This window comes from Halopseudomonas sp. 4NH20-0008 (assembly GCF_057548395.1).
On record NZ_BAAJMD010000003.1, the window covers coordinates 1 to 25,049 of the forward strand.

The 25,049-nt window shown below is 57.3% G+C and carries 20 protein-coding genes and 1 riboswitch; of the genes, 13 read left to right on the forward strand and 7 right to left on the reverse strand.

Translation table 11 applies throughout. The features are described 5' to 3' along the window. The coding region (locus AC27HQ_RS03700) for a sulfotransferase family 2 domain-containing protein (RefSeq protein WP_487154619.1) at positions 1-393 on the forward strand (393 nt) is incomplete at its 5' end. Positions 394-408: 15 nt separating this feature from the next. Here AC27HQ_RS03700 and cysQ read toward each other — a convergent pair. Then, positions 409-1,890, reverse strand: coding sequence for a 3'(2'),5'-bisphosphate nucleotidase CysQ (gene cysQ / locus AC27HQ_RS03705; protein WP_487154620.1), 1,482 nt, complete (start codon positions 1,888-1,890; stop codon positions 409-411). Between the two features lie 160 nt (positions 1,891-2,050). Between cysQ and AC27HQ_RS03710 the strand changes: the two genes are divergently transcribed. Next, the gene (locus AC27HQ_RS03710) at positions 2,051-2,938 is read left to right on the forward strand and encodes a glycosyltransferase family 2 protein (protein ID WP_487154622.1); all 888 of its coding nucleotides are present in this window, start codon (positions 2,051-2,053) and stop codon (positions 2,936-2,938) included. Here the strand turns inward: AC27HQ_RS03710 and AC27HQ_RS03715 are convergent. Then, entirely contained in the window at positions 2,928-3,515 is a 588-nt protein-coding gene (locus tag AC27HQ_RS03715) for a BUD32 family EKC/KEOPS complex subunit (RefSeq protein WP_487154624.1), read from the reverse strand. The genes AC27HQ_RS03710 and AC27HQ_RS03715 overlap by 11 nt on opposite strands. A 138-nt stretch (positions 3,516-3,653) precedes the next feature. Here AC27HQ_RS03715 and msbA point away from each other — a divergent pair, with 138 nt between their 5' ends. Further along, the gene (msbA, locus tag AC27HQ_RS03720; RefSeq protein ID WP_487154625.1) at positions 3,654-5,414 is read left to right on the forward strand and encodes a lipid A export permease/ATP-binding protein MsbA; all 1,761 of its coding nucleotides are present in this window, start codon (positions 3,654-3,656) and stop codon (positions 5,412-5,414) included. Between the two features lie 43 nt (positions 5,415-5,457). Beyond that, positions 5,458-6,888 carry a bifunctional D-glycero-beta-D-manno-heptose-7-phosphate kinase/D-glycero-beta-D-manno-heptose 1-phosphate adenylyltransferase HldE gene (gene hldE / locus AC27HQ_RS03725; RefSeq protein WP_487154627.1) on the forward strand — a complete coding sequence of 477 codons (1,431 nt, stop codon included), beginning with the start codon at positions 5,458-5,460 and terminating at the stop codon, positions 6,886-6,888. On the opposite strand, the gene AC27HQ_RS03730 is transcribed toward hldE, so the two are convergent. The 3 genes from AC27HQ_RS03730 to AC27HQ_RS03740 are packed head-to-tail and all read right to left on the reverse strand — an operon-like array spanning position 6,885 to position 9,740. Beyond that, positions 6,885-7,757, reverse strand: a complete 873-nt coding sequence (locus AC27HQ_RS03730; protein ID WP_487154628.1) for a metal ABC transporter ATPase — start codon at positions 7,755-7,757, stop codon at positions 6,885-6,887. The two genes, hldE and AC27HQ_RS03730, sit on opposite strands and share 4 nt — an antisense overlap. A gap of 10 nt (positions 7,758-7,767) precedes the next feature. Continuing rightward, positions 7,768-8,568 carry an aldo/keto reductase gene (locus AC27HQ_RS03735; RefSeq protein WP_487154630.1) on the reverse strand — a complete coding sequence of 267 codons (801 nt, stop codon included), beginning with the start codon at positions 8,566-8,568 and terminating at the stop codon, positions 7,768-7,770. After that, entirely contained in the window at positions 8,565-9,740 is a 1,176-nt protein-coding gene (locus AC27HQ_RS03740) for an FAD-dependent oxidoreductase (RefSeq protein WP_487154631.1), read from the reverse strand. Before AC27HQ_RS03740 ends, AC27HQ_RS03735 begins: the two co-directional genes overlap by 4 nt. Before the next feature lie 126 nt (positions 9,741-9,866). Here AC27HQ_RS03740 and waaA point away from each other — a divergent pair, with 126 nt between their 5' ends. After that, complete coding sequence (waaA, locus tag AC27HQ_RS03745) at positions 9,867-11,144, forward strand: lipid IV(A) 3-deoxy-D-manno-octulosonic acid transferase (protein ID WP_487154633.1); 1,278 nt, start codon at positions 9,867-9,869, stop codon at positions 11,142-11,144. Between the two features lie 42 nt (positions 11,145-11,186). Here the strand turns inward: waaA and AC27HQ_RS03750 are convergent, their stop codons facing one another. Next, complete coding sequence (locus AC27HQ_RS03750; protein WP_487154635.1) at positions 11,187-12,641, reverse strand: TolC family outer membrane protein; 1,455 nt, start codon at positions 12,639-12,641, stop codon at positions 11,187-11,189. Between the two features lie 195 nt (positions 12,642-12,836). Then, a riboswitch (TPP riboswitch) is annotated at positions 12,837-12,935 on the forward strand. Between the two features lie 73 nt (positions 12,936-13,008). Here AC27HQ_RS03750 and thiC point away from each other — a divergent pair. The 7 genes from thiC (at position 13,009) to parC (ending at position 22,128) form a co-directional block, all read left to right on the forward strand. Then, positions 13,009-14,892 carry a phosphomethylpyrimidine synthase ThiC gene (gene thiC / locus AC27HQ_RS03755; RefSeq protein WP_487154636.1) on the forward strand — a complete coding sequence of 628 codons (1,884 nt, stop codon included), beginning with the start codon at positions 13,009-13,011 and terminating at the stop codon, positions 14,890-14,892. 328 nt (positions 14,893-15,220) lie between these two features. After that, positions 15,221-15,835 carry an NUDIX domain-containing protein gene (locus AC27HQ_RS03760; protein WP_487154638.1) on the forward strand — a complete coding sequence of 205 codons (615 nt, stop codon included), beginning with the start codon at positions 15,221-15,223 and terminating at the stop codon, positions 15,833-15,835. Continuing rightward, the gene (locus tag AC27HQ_RS03765; protein WP_487154640.1) at positions 15,832-16,287 is read left to right on the forward strand and encodes a DUF1249 domain-containing protein; all 456 of its coding nucleotides are present in this window, start codon (positions 15,832-15,834) and stop codon (positions 16,285-16,287) included. Before AC27HQ_RS03760 ends, AC27HQ_RS03765 begins: the two co-directional genes overlap by 4 nt. A gap of 109 nt (positions 16,288-16,396) precedes the next feature. Further along, positions 16,397-17,209, forward strand: a complete 813-nt coding sequence (gene cpdA / locus AC27HQ_RS03770; RefSeq protein WP_487154642.1) for a 3',5'-cyclic-AMP phosphodiesterase — start codon at positions 16,397-16,399, stop codon at positions 17,207-17,209. 138 nt (positions 17,210-17,347) lie between these two features. Then, positions 17,348-19,243, forward strand: a complete 1,896-nt coding sequence (parE, locus tag AC27HQ_RS03775; RefSeq protein WP_487154644.1) for a DNA topoisomerase IV subunit B — start codon at positions 17,348-17,350, stop codon at positions 19,241-19,243. A gap of 30 nt (positions 19,244-19,273) precedes the next feature. Next, positions 19,274-19,792 (forward strand): retropepsin-like aspartic protease family protein, encoded by a 519-nt coding sequence (locus AC27HQ_RS03780; RefSeq protein WP_487154645.1) that lies wholly within the window; start codon positions 19,274-19,276, stop codon positions 19,790-19,792. Positions 19,793-19,827: 35 nt separating this feature from the next. Beyond that, the gene (gene parC / locus AC27HQ_RS03785; protein ID WP_487154646.1) at positions 19,828-22,128 is read left to right on the forward strand and encodes a DNA topoisomerase IV subunit A; all 2,301 of its coding nucleotides are present in this window, start codon (positions 19,828-19,830) and stop codon (positions 22,126-22,128) included. Here parC and AC27HQ_RS03790 read toward each other — a convergent pair. Further along, positions 22,097-23,659, reverse strand: coding sequence for a hypothetical protein (locus tag AC27HQ_RS03790; protein WP_487154648.1), 1,563 nt, complete (start codon positions 23,657-23,659; stop codon positions 22,097-22,099). The genes parC and AC27HQ_RS03790 overlap by 32 nt on opposite strands. Before the next feature lie 163 nt (positions 23,660-23,822). Between AC27HQ_RS03790 and serB the strand changes: the two genes are divergently transcribed. Further along, entirely contained in the window at positions 23,823-25,034 is a 1,212-nt protein-coding gene (serB, locus tag AC27HQ_RS03795) for a phosphoserine phosphatase SerB (protein ID WP_487154649.1), read from the forward strand. Positions 25,035-25,049 lie beyond the last annotated feature (15 nt).

The window sequence follows — 25,049 nt, forward strand, 5'->3', positions numbered from 1 at the left end:
AGGGCTCTCTCAGCGTTCAATTACCTGCGAGAAGAGAGGGGTATAGCCAGAGATGCGGGAGCGCGGCGATTGGTTAGCCGGTACGCTTGTTTCGATGATTTTGTGATTGACTGGCTGTGTGCCGAAAATGCGGTCAAGCAAATTCACTTTGCCCCGCAATGGCACTTCCTGGTCAATGGCCTTGGACAAGTGGATATGGACTTTATTGGTAAGCAGGAGAACATCAGTTCTGACTTCGTCCAGGTGTGCAGAGCCTTGGATGTTGAGGTTAACCTGTCGCACACCAACCGTTCGCAAATGACGGCTTTGTCTATCAGCATCTCCGATGAGGCGAGAAGTATTGTGGCCGAGGTATACCGACGTGACTATCAGTTGTTTGGCTATACAAGTTAGCTCTTGCCTGTTTCGCTAAGGCAAGGGTGAGCTATCCAGGTATGCCATGATCTGGGCAACAGACGCGCCGATGCATTGATGCTGCGTCGGTACGACAATCTCTGCTGAGTCAGGGGCTTCGTAGGGTGAATCAACACCTGTAAAGTCCTTCAGTTGTCCGAGCCTGACTTTGTGATAGAGACCCTTGGGATCGCGCCGCTCACACTCTTCAAGCGGTGCGTCTATATACACTTCAATAAATTCGCCCGGCTCGAACAGCGCTCTGGCTTTCTCGCGATCTTCCCGGAAAGGCGAAATGAAGGCGGTAATGACCAGCAAGCCAGCATCAACCATCAGTTTGGCCACTTCGCCCACCCGGCGTATATTTTCTTCCCGATCCTGATCAGTCATGCCCAGGTCCTTGTTCAGGCCATGCCGCACATTGTCGCCATCCAGCAGGAAAGTCTTGTTGCCAGCTTGATGCAGGCTGAACTCGAGGGCGTTGGCAATGGTTGACTTGCCCGAGCCTGAGAGCCCGGTGAGCCAGATGCAGCGTGGGCGTTGGCCAATCAACTGGCGACGCATGACTGGCGTTACCTGTGTTTTGTGCCAGACAACCTCGGCTTTACTGTCATTTTCTCGCTCCTCATAAACCAGCTTTGCCTTGTCGGTCGCCGAACTGGCCCAGTCTGGATGTGTCTGGCTGCAGACTATAAACCAGGGGTTGAGAAGCGACTGGGGATTCTGGTTGTAGCGAAGCGGTGTCAGTTCCGGATAGCGCAAGACCTGACCGCCGGCAGCCTCTACCACGGCCTGTGCCGCAGCCGTATCCCATTCACTGGTGGGACCGAGGCGCGGATACAGATCGGCTGCACCTTCTGCCACCAGGCAGAGCTTGAGCGAGCTGCCCATGGCCACCAGTTCGCTGTTTGGCAGGGCCGTCATGAATGATTCGAAGTCGGCAGAGGCATGTGAGCGGCTGCCAACTACCTTCCAGCTTTTGCCGGGCAAAGGGGGCTGGGCAGCTTGAATGGCTTCAGGAGCAGCTTGACCCTCCTGCTTGAAGGCGCCACGCCCCTGTTCGCCCCAGTAACTGATGCCCAGCGCGGGTGCATGTACAACGCCCATAACGGGGACGCCGTTATCAATGAGTGCGATATTCACGGTGAACTCACCGTTGCGCTTGACGAACTCCTTTGTGCCATCCAGCGGATCAACCAGCCAGTAGCGGGTCCACTGCATGCGATCTAGACTATCCTGGGCAGAGGATTCTTCCGATAGGGCCGGGATATCAGGGGTCAGTTGCGAAAGGCGCGCGCAAATAAGGTGGTGGGCACGCATGTCCGCCTCTGTCAGCGGGCTGCTGTCCTGTTTGTCGGTAACGGCAAAATCCTGTTGATAAACAGCCAGAATCTGTTCCCCGGCGTCCACTGCAATCTTGACTATGGCCTGGATATCGATCATCGGCTGTCTGGCTTCCACAGTAATATTGAGCTTGATGGCTTTAGTTTGAGCCATGTAAGAAGTTTATTCTAACCAGCTTGGCGAGCTGATGTGAAATTGAAACGCGGTTTGTGGGGTTCTGCCTGGTCGGATTCGAGCTCAGATGCTGGAGCGATGCTTGCCTGGACCTTATACTGTTGGCCGGAAAACATGGACGATAGGCAGGAGTACTAACGTGTCGGAAGCCCCCCTAGTATCTATTGTGGTTGCCTGTTACAACCACGGTGATTATATAGAAGAGTCCCTGCGCTCGGTGTTCGCTCAGGACTATCCGAATATCGAACTGATTGTGGTAAATGATGGCTCTACAGATCAGAGTCTCGAGGCGATCGAAAGGCTACGTAGCGAGCACGACTTCACTCTGATCAATCAGACCAATCAGGGTGTGACCCGTGCTGTGAATGCTGGCCTTCAGGTTGCAAAGGGCGAGTTTTTTCTGACTTTTGATTCCGACGATATCATGCTGCCTTCGAGGATCAGTATTCAGGTCGGGCACCTGCTCAAGTATCCTGAACTGGGTGGCTGTGGGGCAAACTTTCAGTTTATCGATGCCCAGGGCGCGCCAATGAAGGGGGCGCCGAACAAGCGTGCCGCGCGTTATCGTTTCAAGGATTTGTTTGAAAATGATGACATCTGGCTGGGCGGTCCTACCGCCGTGTTTCGACGTGAGGCTGTTCTGAAAGCGGGCGGCTATGACGTCAATAACCGCATTCAGGATCATCATCTGGAGTTGCGCATTGCTCACGCGGGTTATCCATTGGATATCATCGAAGACATGGTCACGCTGTATCGCCAGCATGGCCGTAATCAATCGCACAACTATAAGGGCAATTATCCCTGGTTATTGATGGGGCTGGATTGCTATCGCGACCATCCAGGCTATATGCGAGGCAAGCGTAGCCTGATTAACAACACGCTCAAGAGTGCGGTTAAATATGATCGTGAATTCGCGCGGCAATTGTTTGCCGAGTTGCCCTGGTACCGCTGGAATGGCAAAACCATCAAGCGTTATCGGCACTTTCTGTTTAAATACCGTCCGGGTAAGGCGTTGGTCAAGGCTTGAATTGGCTGCGCACTATCGGACTGACCAGTGCCCAGTCCTGCTCATAGCGTAACAAGTGCTGGTAGTTGCGCTTGCGCATGCTATTGGGTAGGGGTTTGCCCAGGCAGCGCAGGTCCGATATGTCGATCAGGCCGAGTTGGCCAGAGGGGGTTTGCACTATATTGCCCAGATGCAGCGAGCGGAAGTACACACCTTTGTCATGTAGTTCAGTGATAAAGGTGGCGAGCTTGGCAAAGAGTTCAATCTGGCCAAGATTGACATCGCGGTTGAGCAGATCGCGTAAGGTTGTACCTTGCAGCGGGTGGTAATGCACCGCATTGCGTGGAGGGTTGATGAGCCGGTATACGGCAATAATGTCCGGGCAAGCTATGCCCAGTTTGCGCAGTGCTTCGGCGTTGTCCGCAAAGCGCTGTGCGGGAGGGAACAGCAGCGTTTTCGAGAACAGGCTCTTGCGCCGGAACAGTTTGAAGAAGGTGCCGTCAGCAAAGCGCAGGACCTTGTCGCCATGGCCATCCTTCTCGAGAACGTCGGCGTCCTCGCGCCAGCGTTCAAAATCTGCGTTGCTGAGTGTTTGCAAAGCTGTTTCCCAATCAAAAAAAACAACAAGTTTATCGCATTTTCCATTCTACCGTTGGTCGATCTTTCCCTGTGTTAAACTCTCGTTCCATCATTCTACTGCGAACAGTCCATGCCCAATCCATTGAATGAAAGTTTCATGCAATCCAGCGTCAGGATTTACCTGCGGCTGCTGGGGTATGTCAAACCCTACTGGATTCCCTTCAGTATCAGTATTTTGGGTTTCACCATTTTTGCGTCCAGTCAGCCGGCCATGGCCTGGATGCTCAAGTACTTTGTTGACGGTCTGAACGCGGGTGCGGGTGCCGAATTTTTTGGCATTCCACTGCTGTGGGGGTTTCCCGCCTTCATTATTCTGGTGGCTTTCTATCAGGGCGTTGGCTCCTTTCTGGGTAACTTTTATATTGCCAAGGTGTCTCTAGGGGTTGTGCATGACCTACGCACTGCTTTGTTCAATAACTTCCTGACCTTGCCCAATCAGTATTTCGATAACCACAATTCCGGTCATCTGGTATCTCGCGTTACCTTCAACGTGACCATGGTGACCGGAGCGGCCACCGATGCGATCAAAGTGGTTTTCCGTGAAGGGATGACGGTGATTTTCCTGTTTGCTTATTTGCTGTGGATGAACTGGAAGCTGACCCTGGTCTTGCTGGCTATCCTGCCGGTGATCGGCCTGATGGTAACCAGCACTAGCAAAAAGTTTCGCAAGCAGAGCAAGAAAATCCAGGCTGCCATGGGCGATGTTACCCATGTCACCTCGGAAACCATCAGTGGTTATCGGGTGGTGCGCAGCTACGGTGGCGAACAGTATGAAATCGACCGTTTCAATCGCGCCAGCGAAGAAAATCGTCAGCGCGGACTGAAAATGACCCGCACTGGTGCGGTGTTCACGCCAACGCTGCAGCTGGTCACTTACGGCGCCATGGCCGTTATCATGTTCCTGGTACTTTTTCTGCGCGGCGACGCTACGGCAGGCGACCTGGTTTCCTACATTACGGCCGCTGGTTTGCTGCCCAAGCCCATCCGCCAGTTGTCGGAAGTCAGCGCCAATATCCAGAAAGGCATTGCGGCGGCGGAAAGTATTTTTGAGCAGCTGGATGAAGACCAGGAAACGGATGTAGGGGTGATTGAGCGCGAGCGGGTCAGTGGTCGCGTTGAAGTACGTAATCTCAGTTTCAATTATCCAGGCACCGACAAGTCGGTATTGCAGGATATCGACTTTGTTATTGAACCAGGCCAGATGGTCGCATTGGTTGGCCGTTCAGGCAGCGGAAAGTCCACCCTGGCCAGTCTGATCCCGCGTTTCTATAACCACAGTCAAGGTCAGATACTCATTGATGGCGTGCCGATTGAAGACTACCGGCTACCCAACTTGCGTCGGCATATCGCCCTGGTGACTCAGCACGTCACCCTGTTCAACGACACCGTGGCCAACAATATTGCCTATGGTGATCTGGCCGGGGCGCCGCGCGCCGACATTGAGGCGGCCGCCGAGGCAGCCTATGCCAGCGAGTTCGTCAATAAGTTGCCGAAGGGCCTGGACACACTGGTTGGTGAAAACGGTGTGCTCTTGTCAGGCGGTCAGCGGCAGCGTTTGGCGATTGCCCGTGCCTTGCTCAAGGATGCGCCGCTGCTGATTCTTGATGAAGCAACGTCGGCACTGGATACAGAGTCCGAAAGGCACATCCAGAAAGCCCTGGACAGGGTAATGCAGGGCAGAACCACGCTGGTTATTGCCCATCGGCTGTCAACCATTGAGAAGGCCGACGTAATTATGGTCATGGATCAGGGGCGAATAGTCGAACGCGGCAGCCATAGGGAGCTTATAGAACAGAATGGCTATTATGCGCGTCTGCACAGCATGCAGTTTCAGGACGAGCCAGGCCAGGCGTCATGATCGGAACGCCCCTGAAGGGTAGAGAAGACAGGTGAATATTAGAATGAAACTGAGTATGCCGCGCTTTGATTCAGCACCGGTACTGGTGGTCGGCGACGTGATGCTGGACCGTTACTGGCATGGACCGACCCATCGTATTTCCCCGGAGGCGCCGGTCCCTGTGGTCAAAGTCGAGCAGATCGAAGATCGACCGGGCGGCGCGGGTAATGTGGCACTGAATATAGCAGCGCTTGGCGCCCCAGCCTGGCTGGTGGGTGTAACGGGTGACGATGAGGCCGCCTTGAGCCTGCAGCAGCGCCTTAACGCTGCGGGCGTGTATTGCGCCTTTCAGGCGCACCCGGAACAGCCAACCATCACCAAGCTAAGGGTCATGAGCCGCCATCAACAATTGATCAGGCTGGATTTTGAAGCGCCTTTCAAGACCGATGGTCAGGCCATTCTTGCTGCTGCCAGAGAGCTGATCGGCAAGGTCAAGGTCATGATTCTGTCGGATTACGGCAAGGGTGCCCTGGTCAATCATCAACAGCTTATTGCCTTGGCCCGAGAGCATTCAGTGCCGGTGTTGGCCGACCCCAAAGGAAAGGACTTTTCAATTTATCGCGGCGCCACGCTGCTGACGCCGAACCTGGCCGAGTTCGAGGCGGTGGTGGGTCATTGTGATAGTGAACAGATGTTGGTCGATAAGGGCATGGCTCTGATCGAGATGCTCGAGCTTGAGGCGCTGCTGGTGACTCGCAGTGAACAGGGCATGACATTGTTGCGCAAGGGTGAGTCGGCCTTGCACCTGCCGGCCCGTGCCCGCGAAGTGTTCGATGTTACCGGTGCTGGCGATACGGTGATTTCTACGCTTGCCGCTGCTCTGGCGTCGGGTGAGCCCTATCCGCAGGCCGTGGCCCTGGCCAATCTGGCCGCCGGCATCGTGGTTGGCAAACTGGGTACAGCGGCTATCAGCGCACCGGAACTGCGCCGTGCAGTTCAGCGTGAGCAGGGGAGTGAGCGCGGCGTTTTGGGTCTGGAGCAATTGCAGCAGGCGGTCGAGGATGCCCGTGCCCATGGTGAGCGCATTGTCTTTACCAACGGCTGCTTCGATATTATCCACGCCGGTCACGTCGGCTATCTGGAAGAGGCGCGCAGTCTGGGTGATCGCCTGATTGTGGCCATTAATGATGATGCCTCGGTAAGTCGCTTGAAGGGGCCGGGCCGACCGATCAACAGTGTTGAGCGGCGCATGACCGTCTTGGCTGGGCTCGGCGCGGTGGACTGGGTAATCAGCTTTGCCGAGGACACCCCCGAGCGGCTCTTGGGTCAGCTCAAACCCGATGTGCTGGTCAAGGGTGGTGACTACCGTGTTGATCAGGTAGTGGGTGCGCCCATAGTCCAGGCTTACGGTGGTGATGTGCAGGTGCTGAATTTTGTTGAGAGCTGTTCAACCACGGCCATAGTCGAGAAAATCCGCGAACGCGGCGACGCTTAAAGACGGCTTAGCCCTTCTGGCCAGTTGGCCCGAGGGGCAGCTACTACCCAGCCTACCTGTTCCGCCATGCTTTCACTCAGCTTGGGCTGGGTTGGTCTTCGCGGAATCAGCTCGCCCTTTTCCAGGGTAAATACCTTGCCATTGGCCCTGCCGTCGCTTATCTCGGCAAGAAAAAGTTCGGGCCGGCGGCTGTCCATTTCAACAACGAGCTCACCGGTCTGGCTGTCGAGATGTTCATCGGCATGTAGCAGGCTCAAACTGTGGCAATTGTCCGGCAGGCTGAGTTGCAGGGAATAGACCAGCTGCAGTGAGTTGCTGGGCAAGTGGACATAGGCCCTGGGTCGCTCGATCAAGTGCAATTCGCGGCATAACACCGGGTGGGTTGCGCCTTGTAATGGGCTGAGGATGAAATGGTGACGCTTGCTTTTTTTCAAACCGGAGTAGGGCGTGGGTAACCAGGTATTCTGGTATCGGCCCTGCAACCAACCCCAGGGGCTCTCTATCAGCAGTTCTTCGGCTATTTCAGTGATGGCTGTGAGCAGGGGCACGCGGAGTTCATGCGCCGGTACGTAGCCAGACAATAATTTCAGTACGGTATCGCCGTGATCTTGACGAATCTGTCGAACCAGAACGCGGAAGCTGCGGCCTTGCCAGTTCAGCGTCAGATTAATGGACACACCGAGGTTGGCGACCGTCAGTTCGAATTGCCAGGGGTCGCTGATAGCGACAGGTAGGCGCAGTGACTGCATTTCATCAAAGTTGAGCGGGTTGCCGACCGGGGTGTAGCAGAGAACTTCCGGCGTGGCCTTGATATGAATAGCCTGGGTTTTGAAGATGACCGGGTTTTTTCGGGCGATGATGCGTGACATGCATGTATCCCTATTGTTGTTCTAGCACCTTCACGGCTGCCGCGACATTGGCCCGCAAGTGTGCAGGATTGATGGTGCCGACAATGGCGCTGGTAACGGCAGGGTGGCCCAGCACCCATTTCAGGCTGGCTTCAGTGGGGTCGTTGCCCTCTTTGCACAGGTGCCCGCTGGCCAGTGCTTTTTTGATCAGAATGCCCTTGTTGTGTGACAGCGCAAAGTCGAGTACGGCTGTTTCCGATTGCTCCTGCAGATTGTAAGTGACCATGGCGCAGTCACCCTGCTGCAGGGCAGCGATGCCGCCTTCCGCTGTCTTGCCGGAAAAGCCGAAGGCACGGATCAATCCCGCCTGTTTAAGCTTGGCCAACGTTGGGTAGACCTCCTCGGCCAGTACGGCCAGATCGTTGCCATCGGAGTGTACCAGCACCAGATCAAGGTAGTCGGTAGCCAGGCGCTTCAGCGAACGTTCAACCGACAGTCGGGTATGTCCGGCACTGAAGTCAAAGTGCGATTGACCATGCTCGAACTCTTCACCGACTTTGGAACAGATCACCCAGGCTTGACGCTGGCGGCGTAACAACTGGCCAAGGCGCTCTTCGCTGCTGCCATAGGCCGGTGCCGTGTCGATCAGGTTGATGCCCAACTCACTGGCCAGCGCCAATAGATCGGCTGCCTCTCGGTCGCTCGGCAATTCAAAATGACTGGGATACTTGACCCCCTGATTGCGGCCCAGTTTTACCGTGCCAAGTCCGAGTGGTGATACCAGCAGGCTGGTATCACCCAGGGGTCTGAGAAAATTGCGCATATCGCTCATGGGAACAGGCCGTCCCATACCGGTACGGCCGGGGCAGGTCTGGGCAGACCAAGGTTGCTTTTCTGCGCTGAGGGCTGAATGCCCTGCCGTTCCAGCTCTGCCAGAACCTGATCACTTAGATCCGGTGCCAGAGCCAGCTTGGTCGGCCAACTGACAAGGCCATTGCTGCTGGCTTGCAAATAGGCGCTATCGGGTCTGGTAAGGCCACTCTGCGCCGGTTCGGCACGGTTAACGGGCAGGGTCTGCCATTGGCAGCTGCTAAGGTCTACCCAGGGTAACAGGGCAGCCAGTTCCTGTTGTGCTTTGGCAATCAGTTGTGCGGCACTTTGCTCAACACCCTGTTCGGCGATCTCGCCACCCAGATACCAGCACCACTGGCCGTCATGGCAGGGATGAGTGGTTACGGTAAGGCGGGGTTTCGGACTGTTGCCCAGGCAATGGGCGTACAGGGGAGGAAGTTGTGCACCCTTGACTAAAACCATCTGCAAGGGCCGGCGTTGCATCGCGGGCTTGCTCAGCCCCCACTGCTGCAGCAACTGTTCGTTGCCCTCTCCGGCACACAGGATGTAGCGCCGGGCACGAATAAGGTGGCCTTCGATCGCTATGCCTTGGATGTCGCCATGATCCCCCTGTAGTACCTTGGGGTCAGGGTCGAAGACCAGGCTGTCAGCACTGAGCTCGGCCAGGTGTTTCACCAGGTCGGGTACGTCCAGCACCAGTTCTGCCAGTCGGTAGACTTTGCCCTTGAATGCGGGGTGGGCAAAGACCTCGGGGAGTGCCTTGCCCTTGATCTGGTCAACCCGGCCGCGCAGTGCCTTGCTGGCAAAAAAGCCGGCAAGATTGCTGATCAGGCTGCCGGGCGACCACAAGTAATGATACTGCGACAATACTCGAACGCCGCGAAGGTCAAGCTCACCCCGGCCATCCAGACAGGCGCGCCAGCGAGCAGGCATGCCTGAGATGGCTTCAGCAGCCTGGGTCAGGCTGCCTTGCAGGGCATACTTGGTGCCGCCATGGATGATGCCTTGGGATTTCATGCTTTGTCCGCCACCCAGCTGATTCTGTTCGATCAGCAGGGTGTTGTAGCCGGCAGCACGAAGACGTGCATTCAGCCAGAGGCCAGCAATGCCGCCGCCGATCAAACAGATGTCGGTGTCAAGAGGTGTGCTCATGAGCTCCCATACAGGTAATGAAAAGAGCCCTAGTATAGACATTGCCAGGCCGCGTGCGAACTTCTGCTACCATAGGTCGCAGTCAATTCGGCGCAACATGTTGCCGACTGTCACTGGGGAGTCATGATGTCCCGTCTCGTTTATACCGTTATTTTTGTACTTTGCCTGCCACTGATTATTGCTCGCCTGCTGTATCGATCTTTGCGTGCACCGGCCTATGCGCGGCGCTGGCATGAGCGCTTTGGACTGGGTGGCGATCTGCGCCCCGGAGGTATATGGGTGCATGCGGTGTCGGTTGGCGAGGCTATTGCAGCAGCCCCGATGGTGCGCGAACTGTTGCAACATTATCCGGCCTTGCCGGTGACCATCACCTGCATGACGCCCACGGGCTCGGAACAGATTCGTCGGCTGTTTGCTGATCAGGTTGGGCATGTTTACTTGCCCTATGATCTGCCCTGGTTACAGCGGCGTCTGCTGCGGCGTCTGCGCCCGCGCATCGGCATCATCATGGAAACCGAGTTGTGGCCGAACCTGGTACATGAGGCCAAGGCGGCCAAGGTGCCTCTGGTGTTGGCCAATGCACGCTTGTCGGAACGCTCGGCCCGCGGCTATCAGCGCGTTGCCTGGTTGGTTAGGCCGATGTTCAAGGGGCTTGACTGGGTTGCCGTACAAACACGAGCCGAGTCTGTGCGCTTTGCTGCTCTTGGCGTGCCTGAGTCAGCCATGAGCATCACAGGCAGCATCAAGTTCGACCTCAAGCCGAATGCCGATAGTCTGGCCAGTGCCGCTGTCCTGCGGTCGGATATCGGCGAGCGGCCGGTGTGGATTGCCGCCAGCACCCATGCTGGGGAGGACGAAGTGATTTTGGCTGCACACAAACGCATTCTGGACCATCAACCTGAAGCGCTGCTGATTCTGGTGCCGCGTCATCCCGAGCGTTTCAATGCAGTCGCGCAGTTGATCGCCAACAGCGCCCTGAGCTTGGCCAGACGCAGTCTTGGTGAGCAACCCGCGGCACAGCAGCAGGTATATCTCGGCGACACCATGGGCGAGCTAATGATGCTCTATGCCTGTGCCGACCTTGCTTTCGTCGGTGGTTCGCTGGTAGCCAGCGGTGGGCACAATTATCTTGAGCCGGCAGCACTGGGCAAACCGATACTAAGCGGCCCGCACCGGTTCAATTTCGCTGAAATTGGCGAATTACTGGAAGGTGCTGGTGCGCTGCAGGTTGTTGACGACGACGAGAGCTTGGCTGAATCGGTGTGCGCACTGTTTGCCAGTGCTGAAACGATGCGTAAGGCGGGGATGGCTGGTCAGGCTGTGGTCAAGGATAACGAAGGAGCCTTGTCAGCGCTTTTACAGGGTATCGACCATCTGCTGGCGAGGGCTGATAGGGATTCCTGAAGCCCCATCCTCGCGGCTGTTTGCGCGAGGATGGGGTGGCGTTTAGAACGAGCTGCGCATGCGCCGTTCATCGTCGCCCGCTGGCGTCTGACGACCGAGGGACATGCGTTGGGCTTCTTCTTCTGTGAAGGGCGGAATGAAATCGCGGTCCGGGTTGTAGTCCGGGTTGAGCCAGGTGGACAGGTCGGTCAGATCTTCCGGACTCAGGGTGCCGGCTGCCTGTTTCAGGCTCAGGTTGTCAATGATGTAGTTGTAGCGCACGGTGTTGTAGTCACGTACAGAACGAAACAGGTTGCGCTGAGCTTCCAGCACGTCCACTACGTTACGTGTGCCGACTTCATAGCCGGTTTGCGTGGCGTCCAGTGCGGCCTTGGCGGAAATGATAGCCTGACGCCGGGCTTCAACTTCCTCAACGCTTGATGTAACAGTGCGATAGAGGTTGCGCGTGCTCTCGACAACCTGGCGCAATTGAGATTCGCTGAGCTGCTCGGCTTGGGTTAGGCGATAGTTGGATTCGCGGACCCGTGAGGTGGTTGCGCCACCCGTGAACAAGGGCAAAGTCAACTCAACACCGATACTGCTCAGCTCGGAATCATTGTTATTGCCGCCGTCAAATCCGCCACCACCGCCTCCCGTACTGCTGGCTCCGCTGGTACCGCTGTTGTTATAGCGGACAAAGGCATCGACAGTGGGGGCGTAGGCAGACTTGCTACTGCGCAGGGTCTGGTTGGCACTGGTTACGGCCAGGCGACTGGCTTGCAAGCTCAGGTTCTGAGCAGCAGCCGTATCGACCCATTGCTGCAGGTCACTGGGTGTGGGCGGCAGTATCGGCAGCTCGTGGCTGATGCCTACCAGGCGCTGATAGTCACGGTTGGTCAGGCGGGTCACGGCTTGGTAGCTGACGTCCAGATTGGTTTTGGCGGTCAACCGGGCCGCGCGAGCGGTATCGAAGCCGGCCAGGGCTTCAAGGACGTCAGTGCGTGCTGACAGGCCAACGTCGAAACGCTCCCGAGCCTGATCCAGCTGGCGCTCAAAGGCCTCTTCCTCGGCGCGGGCGGTGGCCAGGTTATCGCTGGCACGCAGCACATTGAAATAGGCCCTGGCCACTTCAAGGATCAGATTTTGCTGGGTCGCCGAAAACTCGACTTCGGCCTGTTCGCTAATCGACTTGGCTGCCTGATAATTGAACCAGCGGTCAGCGCGGAACAGGGGCTGGGTCAGTGATGCCTGGTAGTAATTGCTGGTGTAGCTGTCGCTGCCAACGCCATCAATGTCAATGCGCTCGCGGCTGGTCCCGGCACCTAGGCCGATATTCGGCAGCAACTGAGCTCGGGCCTGGGGCAGGGCCTCCTGACGAGCCATGGCATCTGCCTGGGCCGCAGCCAGGTCGGCACTGTTGGCCAGGGCTTCTTCATACACAGACATCAGGTCATTTTCGGCCAGGGCCTGTGTGGAAAAGCCGGCAAGCAGGATGGCGAGGTACAGAGGACGCAGCATGCAGAGATCCTTCGTAACGGGAGGGAATAATTGATCAAGGCTAATGACCGGCAGGTATATGGTCAAGCAAAGACTGCTGGTGGGCTTGGAACAGATTGTTTCCTCTCGCTGCCCTGGCATTCGTCGGCGCTGGTTTGATATTGCCAGTGCGAGCGTGCAGCGGTGGTTTGCGACGCGGTGCTGGGGTAAGCTGTAGTCATCTTGACGGGGTGCTACCTTTTAGGGGCGGCTGAGATCATACCCGTTGAACCTGAACCGGCTAATACCGGCGTAGGAATCGAGATGTCTTCCCGTATCGACAGCCTTGTTGCTGCCGCTGCCTGTGACTTCGATTCCCTGTGAAGTCAACCCGCAGTGGAGTACAGCAATGAGCAGCCAGTTATCGGATACCGCTATCGCCACCTCCGGCGCAGATAGCGCATCAACCAAAGCTTTTCCCAACTCCCGCAAGATCTATGTGACGGGCTCGCGCTCGGACATTCGTGTACCTATGCGCGAAATCAGTCTGGCCGACACTCAGACGGACAAGGGTATTGAGTCTAATCCGCCGGTATTGGTGTATGACACATCGGGCCCCTACACCGACCCGGAAGTGGCTATTGATTTGCGCGCAGGCCTGGCTGATGTGCGCTCTGCCTGGATAGCAGACCGAAATGATACCGAGGTGCTGTCCGGGTTGAGTTCCGAGTTCGGCAAGTCGCGTTTGGCTGACGAGCGACTCGACCACATGCGTTTTGCCCATGTACGCACGCCTCGCCGCGCCATGGCTGGCCGCAATGTCACGCAGATGCATTATGCCCGACAGGGCATCATTACGCCCGAGATGGAGTATGTGGCGATTCGCGAAAACATGAAGCTGGCCGAGGCCCGGCAGGCTGGGTTATTGGTCGCGCAACATGCGGGTCACAGTTTTGGCGCAAGCATCCCCAAGGATATTACGGCTGAATTTGTTCGTGAAGAAATAGCCCGCGGTCGAGCCATTATCCCGGCCAACATCAATCACACCGAGCTGGAACCGATGATCATCGGTCGAAACTTTCTGGTGAAGATCAATGGCAACATTGGCAACTCGGCGCTGGGCTCCTCTATTGAAGAAGAAGTGGAGAAGATGACCTGGGGTATTCGCTGGGGCTCGGACACCATCATGGATCTCTCGACCGGCAAAAACATCCATGAAACCCGTGAGTGGATCATTCGCAATTCACCGGTGCCGATCGGTACTGTGCCCATCTACCAGGCCTTGGAGAAGGTCGACGGTGTGGCTGAGAACCTGACCTGGGAAATTTTCCGCGATACCCTGATCGAACAGGCTGAGCAGGGTGTCGACTACTTCACTATCCATGCCGGGGTGCTGTTGCGTTACGTGCCGATGACCGCCAAGCGGGTCACCGGGATTGTCTCGCGTGGCGGCTCGATCATGGCCAAGTGGTGTCTGGCTCACCACAAGGAGAACTTCCTCTATACCCATTTTGAAGATATCTGCGAGATCATGAAGGCCTATGATGTGTCTTTCTCGCTGGGGGACGGCTTGCGTCCCGGTTCGATCGCCGATGCCAATGATGAAGCGCAGTTCGGTGAGCTGGAAACCCTGGGTGAGCTGACCAAGATAGCCTGGAAACATGATGTTCAGGTGATGATTGAGGGGCCTGGTCATGTGCCCATGCAACTCATTAAGGAGAACATGGACAAGCAGCTTGAATGCTGCGACGAAGCGCCTTTCTACACCCTGGGGCCTTTGACCACCGATATTGCGCCCGGCTATGACCACATCACCTCGGGTATCGGCGCGGCGATGATCGGCTGGTTCGGCTGTGCCATGCTCTGTTATGTCACGCCCAAGGAGCACCTGGGCCTGCCCAACCGCGATGATGTGAAAACCGGGATCATTACTTACAAGATCGCTGCTCACGCTGCCGATCTTGCCAAGGGCCACCCCGGCGCGCAGATCCGTGACAATGCCTTGAGCAAGGCGCGCTTCGAGTTCCGCTGGGAAGACCAGTTCAACCTGGGCCTGGATCCGGATACGGCTCGGGCTTTTCACGATGAAACCCTGCCCAAGGAGTCGGCCAAGGTGGCGCACTTCTGTTCCATGTGCGGACCGAAGTTCTGCTCGATGAAAATTACTCAGGAAGTGCGCGATTACGCTGAAGCCCAGCGCATCGAGGCAGTGGACCTGGAGGCAGAGGAAGGCATGCAGGCCAAAGCGGCTGAGTTTCGCCAGGCGGGCTCGCAGCTGTATCAGAAGGTGTGAGGCTGGGGCCTCACACCTTCGCTGAATGCTAGAGGCTGGGATGGTCATAAACTGCAGTGTTAGGGAGTTGGGTGCACGGTTTAATGCCGAAGTGCTTTGCATCAGTGGGCGCCAGGGCTAGTCTTCCAGCCTCCAGCCTCCAGCCTCCAGCCTCCAGCCTCCAGCCTCCAGCCTCCAGCCTCCAGCTCAGGCGTTAGCCATGACAGCGCGTCTGCCGGCGGAGCATGGATGCCGCTTTTGCCTTCCAGTTACAAACCGAACTTGCCCGCAACCCTCACTTGCTTGTAGCTTGTAACTTCTATCTTGCCGCTTAAGACCGGGAGTTGCCGTGTCCTTCAGTTCCGCCGATGTCGAGATCATTCAACGCGACACCGCCTTCAAGGGGTTTTATCGCCTGGATGTGCTGCATCTGCGTCACCGCCTGTTTGCCGGCGGCTGGGGCCCGCAGCTTCGCCGCGAACTCTTTGTGCGGCACGACGCTGTGTGCGTATTGCCCTATGACCCTTGGCTGGACAGTGTGGTATTGCTGGAGCAGATGCGCATTGGTGCGATCGGCAAGTGTGACAATCCCTGGATGATCGAATTGGTTGCCGGCTTGATTGATACCGATGAGCAGCCCGAGCAGGTTGCTCACCGTGAAGCCGATGAAGAAGCCGGCCTGGTGTTGCGAGAGCTGATACCCATTACCCGCTACTTTCCCTCTCCCGGTGGCAGTGACGAACGCGTTCATCTTTACTGCGCATTGGTCGATAGCCGAGGCGTGGGCGGTATTCATGGTTTGCAGGAGGAAGGTGAGGACATTCGTGTCAGTGTCTGGTCGCGTGACGATGCGCTAACAGCGGTCGACTCGGGGCGCATCGATAACGCAGCCAGTATCATCAGTCTGCAGTGGTTGGCCATGCATGCCCAACGCCTGCAGCAACAGGCTGGGCCGCAGCCATGAACCAGTTACGCAAACCTCGTTACCGTGTTGACCTGATCAGTCTGCAGGCTGTCTGTGAGTCCAATTACTGGCGTTTGCTGAAATTGATGCCGGACGCGGACTCTCATTCCGAGCGCAGCTTGTTGCTCGATACGGGCGATGGTCAGCCCCAGCGCCTGTCCGTGCGTCTGCTTGAGCGTTGCCGCTACACCACCACAGTGCAATTGCTGCATCACAGTGGTCCTGGCTGGTTGGCACCGCCGAGCATGGAAGTCAGGCTGTATCATGATGCCGCCATGGCTGAAGTGGTCGCCGCTTACAGCCGCAGACAGTTCAGAGGGGTTTATCCCTATCCAAACGAACAGATGTTGCAGCCGGATGAAAAGTTCCAGTTGAACCAGTTTTTGGGGGAGTGGCTGAGTCATTGTCAGCGCCATGGGCAGAGTGAGGATCGGCTCAGTTTTACCGGCTGAATGGCCTGAAACCGCTGCCTTTACCCTGCAGCTGTGAACCAGTCACTGGATTATCTGCCATCTTGTTGACATCATAGGCCATTGTATTAGGACGGGGAGCAGGTGGTTCATGGCATCACCGCAAAAGACTGAATCAGGTCATATTCGTATTCTGCAACTGACAGATTGCCATCTGTATGCCCAGCAGAATACCGAGCTGTTGGGGCTGGATACGCTGGCAAGTCTGCACGCGGTTGTTGATCAGGTATTGGCAGAAGCCACAGCTATTGATCTGATTCTGGCCACGGGTGATATTGCTCAGGATGCCAGTGAGCAGGGCTATCGCCACTTCATCAGCGCTGTCGAACGCCTGCCTGCGCCCTGCGTGTGGATACCGGGTAATCACGACGATGCCCGTTTGATGGACTATATTGGCGCCCCATTGGGACTGAACCAAAATTGGGTTGACCTTGGTGCCTGGCGTATCGTCATGCTCGACTCGAGTTTGCCTGGCTCAGTCGCAGGTTTCCTCGCGCAATCCCAGCTTGAGCGGCTGTCTGATGCGCTGGCCAGTGCCGATGACCGGTTCGTGCTGGTTTGCCTGCATCACCATCCGGTTGCCATCGGCTGTGGCTGGATGGACCCCCTGGGCTTGCTTAACAGCACGGCGTTGATGCCGATTGTGGCGACTGACAAGCGTGTGCGTGCATTGCTCTGGGGGCACGTACACCAGGAGTTTGAACAGCAGCATGGGCCGTTGCGGCTGTTGGCGACGCCGTCAACCTGCGTGCAGTTTGCTGCCCAAAGCAAGGAGTTTGCCACCGACAGCCAGGCGCCGGGTTATCGCTGGCTGCAACTCTTTGATGACGGCCGGATCGAGACACAGGTCAAGCGCCTGCCGCATGGACGCTTTATTCCCGATCCTGACGCCACGGGATATTGATTCGAAAAGGGTCGAGGAGGCGCGGCCATTGGCATGCCTGGCCGCAGACGGATACTATGCGGCATCAAGGATTGACCTGCCCCATTCAAGTGGTTGATCCTCCCTGCATCACCAGCATCAAGGAAGCCCAGACAAGCTATGTCACAATCGACCTATAACGCCGATGCACTGGAGGTCCTCAGTGGTCTGGACCCAGTGCGTCGTCGCCCGGGCATGTATACCGATACCACGCGGCCGAATCACCTTGCCCAGGAAGTGATCGACAACAGTGTGGATGAAGCGCTTGCTGGTCATGCCCGCAGCATCGCCGTGATTCTGCATCAGGATAACCGCCTTGAAGTCAGCGACGATGGGCGGGGCATGCCTGTTGATATCCATGCCGAGGAGGGGGTGTCCGGGGTAGAGTTGATCTTCACGCGGCTGCATGCCGGCGGCAAATTTTCCAGCAAGAATTACCAGTTTTCCGGCGGTTTGCACGGTGTAGGTATTTCCGTGGTCAACGCCCTGTCCCTGCGTGTCGATGTGCGTGTCCGCCGCGACGGCAACGAATACGCCATGGCCTTCGAACATGGCGAAAAAGTCAGTGAACTCGAGGTGGTGGGCACGGTCGGCAAGCGCAATACCGGTACCACCGTGGTGTTTTGCCCGGATCCCAGCTATTTCGATTCACCCAAGTTCAGCATCAGCCGGCTCAAGCATCTGCTCAAGGCCAAGGCCGTTCTCTGCCCTGGCTTGAAAGTCGACTTTGATGACCGCCAGAGTGGCGAGCAGCACAGTTGGTTGTATCAGGACGGTTTGCGCGATTACCTGCTGGATGCCTGTTCCGAGTGGCCGACCCTGCCGGAAGAGCCCTTTGTCGGCAGCTTCAAGGCGCGCCAGGAAACCGTGGACTGGGCCGTGCTCTGGCAACCCGAAGGGGGTGAGCTGATTCAGGAAAGTTACGTCAACCTGATCCCTACGGCGCAGGGCGGCACCCATGTCAACGGGTTACGTGCCGGTCTGCTGGAGGCCATCCGCGAGTTCTGTGAGTTCCGTAATCTGCTGCCGCGAGGTGTCAAACTGGCACCTGAGGATGTGTGGGAGCGGGTCAGCTACGTGTTGTCACTGAAAATGGCCGAGGCGCAGTTTTCCGGGCAGACCAAGGAGCGCCTGTCATCCCGCGAGTCAGCCGCCTTTGTTTCCGGTGTGGTCAAGGATGCGTTCAGTCTGTGGCTGAATCAACATGCTGATATCGGCCAACTCATTGCAGAAATGGCCATCAACCATGCTGGCCGACGACTCAAGGCCGGCAAGAAAATCGAACGCAAGCGTATTACCCAGGGCCCGGCCTTGCCCGGCAAGTTGGCGGATTGTGCCGGACAGGACAGTCGGCGTTCCGAGCTGTTTCTGGTCGAGGGGGACTCGGCTGGTGGCAGTGCCAAGCAGGCCCGTGACAAGGAGTTCCAGGCGGTCATGCCACTGCGTGGCAAGATCCTCAATACCTGGGAGGTCGACTCCGGTGAGGTGCTGGGTTCTCAGGAGGTGCATGACATTGCGGTGGCCATTGGGGTTGATCCGGGTTCGCCGGATCTGGCGCAACTGCGTTACGGCAAGATCTGCATTCTCGCCGATGCCGATTCGGATGGTCTGCACATCGCCACCTTGTTGTGCGCCCTGTTTGTAAAGCACTTCGAGCCGCTGGTAGCGGCTGGGCACGTGTTTGTTGCCATGCCACCGCTATACCGGATCGATATCGGCAAGGACGTGTTCTACGCACTGGATGATGCAGAAAAGCAGGGCGTGCTGGACCGCATTGAGGCAGAGGGCAAACGCGGCAAGATTCAGGTCACCCGTTTCAAGGGGCTGGGTGAAATGAATCCGCTGCAGTTGCGTGAAACCACCATGGCGCCGGATACCCGTCGTCTGGTGCAGCTGACCATCGATGATATGCCGGCCACTGAGGCCTTGATGGACATGCTACTGGCGAAAAAGCGTGCCGGTGACCGCAAGATCTGGCTGGAAAGCAAAGGCAATCTGGCCGAGGTGTTGCTTTGATTGCCTTTGACCGCGACAGGAGACTCTGCCGTGAGTGAGGCGCCGCAAACCCAGCGTCTTGGCAAGGTCATGATGTATCTGGCCTGGGCTGCCGGCCTGTTTCTCGCGGTACAGTGGTTCGCTGCGTTCGAGGAGCGCAAGTACAATCCCAACCAGCAGCCGCAAGCGCAGACCACGGATCAGGGCATTGAGGTGCGCTTGCAGGCCAACCCACAGGGGCATTACCTGCTCAAGGGGCAGATCAATGGCGCTGATGTCACCTTCATGTTGGATACCGGGGCGACCTTCGTGGCTATTCCGGGTAGCCTGGCCGAGCGCTTACGCCTGGAGTCCGGGCGCCGTGTGATGGTCAATACCGCCAATGGCATGGCGGACAGTTTCGATACGCAAATCAGCTCCCTGAACCTGGGCGGTATTCGCCTCCGGGATGTCAGTGCCGGCATTATTCCTGGCATGACCGGAGATGAAGTACTGCTGGGTATGAGCGCCCTGCGCCAGCTGGACTTCAGCCAGCAGGGTGGAGAATTGATTCTGCGCCAGTATCGCTAACCGATGCGCGTTTTCTGATTTAACCGAGGATAAGTATGACTGACAGTCTGGATCTGAGTATGGATGGAGTAGAGCGACGCGCCCTGTCGGCCTTTACTGAAGAGGCTTATCTCAACTACTCCATGTACGTGATCATGGACCGTGCCTTGCCGCATATTGGTGACGGACTCAAGCCGGTGCAGCGGCGCATCATCTATGCCATGAGTGAGCTAGGTCTGTCGGCCGGCGCCAAGCACAAGAAATCCGCACGCACCATTGGTGATGTGCTCGGTAAATATCACCCGCACGGCGATTCGGCCTGTTATGAGGCCATGGTGCTGATGGCGCAGCCCTTTTCCTATCGCTACACCCTGGTAGATGGTCAGGGTAACTGGGGTGCACCGGATGATCCGAAATCCTTTGCCGCCATGCGTTATACCGAGGCGCGCCTGGCGCGTTACAGCGAAACCCTGCTGACCGAAGTGGCCCAGGGTACAGTGGACTGGCAGCCGAACTTCGACGGGACCCTGGACGAGCCTATGGTGCTGCCTGCCCGTCTACCCAACCTGTTGCTTAACGGCACCACCGGGATTGCCGTGGGTATGGCCACCGATGTCCCACCGCACAACCTGCGTGAAGTGGCTGCGGCCTGTGTGCGTATGCTGGATGATCCCGGCGCTGGGGTTGATGAGCTGTGTGAGCATATTCAGGGCCCGGACTTCCCCACCGAGGCGGAAATCATCACGCCGCGTCATGAGCTGTTGAAGCTCTATGCCACCGGACGTGGCTCGGTGCGCTGCCGCGGCGTATGGACTCGCGAGGATGGCGATATCGTGGTGACGGCTTTGCCGCATCAGGTGTCGGGCTCCAAGGTGCTGGAACAGATAGCCGCGCAGATGCAATCGAAGAAACTACCGATGGTCGCCGACCTGCGCGACGAGTCTGACCATGAAAACCCCACGCGCATCGTTATTGTGCCACGCTCCAGCCGGGTCGATGCCGAGGAATTGATGCAGCATCTGTTTGCCACCACGGATCTGGAACACAGTTACCGCGTCAATATGAACGTTATCGGCACCGATGGTCGTCCGGCCGTGAAAGACTTGCGTACGTTGATCGGTGAGTGGCTGGGCTTTCGCATATCCACAGTGCGTCGGCGCCTGCAGTTTCGTCTGGACAAGGTGCTGGCTCGACTGCACTTGTTGGAGGGTTTGTTGGTCGCCTTCCTGAATCTCGATGAGGTCATTCACATCATCCGTACCGAGGAACACCCGCGTGCCGAACTGATGTCACGTTTCGGCCTGACCGAGGTGCAGGCGGACTATATTCTCGATACTCGCTTGCGGCAGTTGGCGCGTCTGGAAGAGATGAAGATCCGCGGTGAGCAGGATGCCCTGGAAGAAGAACGTGACAAGCTGCAGGCGGTGCTGGGCAGCGACAAACTGCTGCGCAACCTGGTCCGGGATGAGTTGTTGGCTGATGCTGAAACCTATGGGGACGACCGGCGCTCGCCGTTGGTCGAGCGCCGTGAGGCACGTGCGTTGTCGGAGACCGAGTTGCTGCCCTCGGAGCCCGTTACCGTCGTCTTGTCCGAGAAGGGCTGGGTGCGTTGTGCCAAGGGTCATGATGTGGATGGGCGCACGCTGTCCTATAAAGCCGGTGATGCCTGGCAGGCCCAGGCATCCGGGCGCTCCAATCAGCAGGCGGTGTTTATCGACTCCACAGGCCGCAGCTATTCCCTGACGGCGCATACCTTGCCCTCTGCGCGGGGTCAGGGCGAACCCTTGACGGGTCGCCTGAGCCCACCACCTGGCGCAGCCTTTGAACATGTGCTGATGCCGGATGAGCAGACGCTGTACCTGTTGGCCTCGGACGCCGGTTATGGCTTTGTTGTCCAGGGTAGCGAAATGCTGGCCAAGAACAAGAACGGCAAAGCCTTGCTGAGTCTGCCAGAGGGTGGTCGGGTCATGCCGCCATTGCCAGTGTCGGCGATGGACGCTGATCTTGTGGTAGCGGTGTCGAACGAGGGGCGCTTGCTGGTCTTTCCCCTCAAGGACCTACCGCAACTGGCCAAGGGCAAGGGCAACAAGATACTTTCTGTGCCGTCGGCGCGGGTTAAAACCCGTGAAGAGTTTCTCTTGGCTACGGCCCTGTTACCGCCGGATGCCAGTCTGATACTGACGTCAGGCAAGCGAACCTTGACCCTCAAGCCGGCTGATCTGGAGCACTATCGTGGTGAGCGTGGACGTCGCGGCAACAAGCTGCCGCGCGGTTTCCAGAAAGTTGATCAGATGAACGTCGAGATGGGCAAAGTGCCTGTCCAAGTCAATGTTGACGTTGACGGTAAAGATGACTGAGCTGCTGTTCCAGCATGCTCTGATAGGGGTCCTGCAATCGTTCTATGCAGTAGACCCCAGGTTGGCTGGCTAGACGCCGTACCACAGCCCGTTGCAGTAGGCTCGGCTGATTGGCCAGTTCGGCCTCCAGCAGCAGCAGGTTGCGGCTAAATCCGATCTGTTCGAACAGCGTCTGGCAGGCTGGTTGATCGGCCAGTTGTTGCTCTTCGACAAAGCGCATGCACGATGCGTGGCCAATCGTCAGTTGCAGGTGCAGGGTAATACCGGTGTCAGCAATTTCCACCTGCAAATCATGCCCCAGTACCCGGATCAACTCACCACAGCACAGCGCGTGGGTCAGTTCATCTTGCCGGCATTCGCGGGCGTGGAACAGCATCAGGCTGGTCCCGTCGATCAGAGTATGCAGGTGTCCGTTATACAGTTGGCAGGCCTGTTCAAGCTGCGTGCGGTAGCGATCGAGTAATGCCATCAGACGGCTGCGCGGCAAGCGCTTCAAGGCATCCTGATTGCCGAGTCGGACCGCCAGCAATGCCGTTTCATGCTGCGGGGTGCCTGAGGGATGAACGGCCTGCACCTCAACCATGGTTTCTGTGCTGTCGGCTTCGTCAACGAGCTCTTGAGCAACGTCTTCTTCGTCATGAATGTCATCGACTGCGCTGGCGACTGGTGTCAGGTTGTCCTCGGCTAGGGCCGCCGCTGGGCTGTCTGCAATCTCGGGTTGTACATCAAGGCCGTCATCGCCGCTCAACGGCTGCTGGATGTGCACCTCGGCTGCCAGCTGATCGTCTGGCGGGGGCTGAATGGAGGGGGACGTATCCACTTCAAGCTCTGGCTCTGGCTCTGGCTGGTTGGCCAGTGTGTTGGTTAGCATCTGCCTCGCCAACGCACCGATTTCATCACTGCGATCGCGTCCAGGGATCTCAGTGTCGCCAAGGCTATGCCAGGCACCCAGGGCCTGCAATGCCGAGGTCATGCCATGCGCCATACGCCAGGCGACCAGTCCGGAAGCCAGTAGCAGGGCAATCAATATCCACAGGCTGGTACTGATAAGTGACTGCGCAGGCGAGGCGAATGGGGTGGCGCTCAGACTGAGTTGAACCTGACCCTCCATGACGTCCTGAATCTGAATCGCCGCATTGAAATGCCCCTGGCCTGGCGCAATCCGGACGCCATTACGTTGTCCAGCCTCGGCAATCATGCGGTTATCCGCGTTATAAACGCGGGTATGGGCGATCAGGGGATTTTTACTCCACTGCGCCAACTGCAGGTTAAGGCTGAGTTGATCGCCTGCCGCCAGGGAGTCTGCCAGTGAACTGGCGATCTGGCGGGCCAGCTCTGCTCCTACGCGGTCGGCCTGCGTTGCAATGTTGTTGTGTACTTGTTGCTTGGCAAGCCCCAAACCCAAAAGTGCTAGTAAAAGGGGGATGACAGCCAGCATGGTCAGTTTGCTGCGCAGGCCAAAGCCGTTTTCCCGCCAATGGTTATAGCAACGGATAAACAGATTGTCTGAGTGGGGCGGTATCGGGTTCAAGGTATGGCTCGGTCCGGTGAAGGCAGTCTGCCCTCAGGGGCATGCGAATATCGCCAGTATAGCGATTCCCCGAGTGTGGCAAAAGCCAGCATCTGTGAGCCTTGCCCGTTTTCCAGTTAGAATGGCGATCAATAGCCATTTTCATTTCAGACTGGAGCGCCCCTTGAAGGAAATCGTGCTGATCAATATTACCGGACCGGATCGACCGGGCCTTACAGCGGCCATAACCGGCATTCTGGCAAGAGCCGAAGTGAATATCCTGGATATTGGCCAGGCCGTGATACATGACACGCTGTCGTTCGGCATTCTGGTAGAGATGGTCGGTCAAACCGGTATGGCTGATGTGCTCAAGGATATTCTTTTTCGCGGTTACGAACTGGATCAGCAGGTGCGTTTTACCCCAGTGAGTGCCGAGGAGTATGCGCGCTGGGTTACCGGTCAGGGCAAGCCTCGGCACATTGTTACGCTGCTGGCCAGGCGTGTGACTGCCGAGCATATCGCCAGGGTCAGTGAAATCACCGCGCGCTATGGTCTTAATATTGATCATATTGACCGTTTGTCCGGGCGGATTCCCGAGGGCCTTCCAGCCGACCAGGGCAAGGGCTGTATCGAGTTTTCCGTGCGCGGCGAACCAGCTGATCCAGCGCAACTGCGCGCCGAGTTTCTTACCATAGCCCAGCAGTTGAGCGTTGATATCGCCTTCCAGCAGGACAGCGTGTTCCGCCGCAACCGCCGATTGGTGGTCTTCGATATGGACTCAACGCTGATTGATGCCGAAGTCATTGATGAGCTGGCCAAGGCCGCAGGCGTTGGCGATCAGGTTGCCGAGATTACCGAGCGCGCCATGCGGGGTGAGCTGGACTTCAAGGCCAGTTTCCGCGAGCGCATGGCCTTGCTGAAGGGTTTGCCGGTGAGTGTTCTGGAGGAGATAGGCGCATCACTGCGGCTGACTGAAGGCGCGGAGACCCTGATCAGTCAACTGCGTCGTCTGGGCTACAAAACCGCCATCCTGTCCGGTGGCTTCAGCTACTTTGCCGAGCGCCTGCAGCAGCGTCTGGGTATCGATTACGTTTATGCCAATGCCTTGCCGGTGGAAAACGGCCTGGTTACCGGAGACGTGCTCGAACCTATAGTCGATGGTCAGCGTAAGGCCGATCTGTTGCGTGAACTGGCCATTCGCGAAGGGATAAGCCTGGAGCAGACCATAGCCGTGGGTGATGGCGCCAATGACCTGCCCATGCTGTCAATTGCCGGCCTTGGCGTTGCCTTTCGGGCCAAGCCATTGGTCAAACAATCGGCCAAGCAGGCGATATCGACATTGGGACTGGACGGTATTCTTTATCTGTTGGGTTTTCGTGATCGCGAGGGCGATTGACGATCGGGGCCTCTG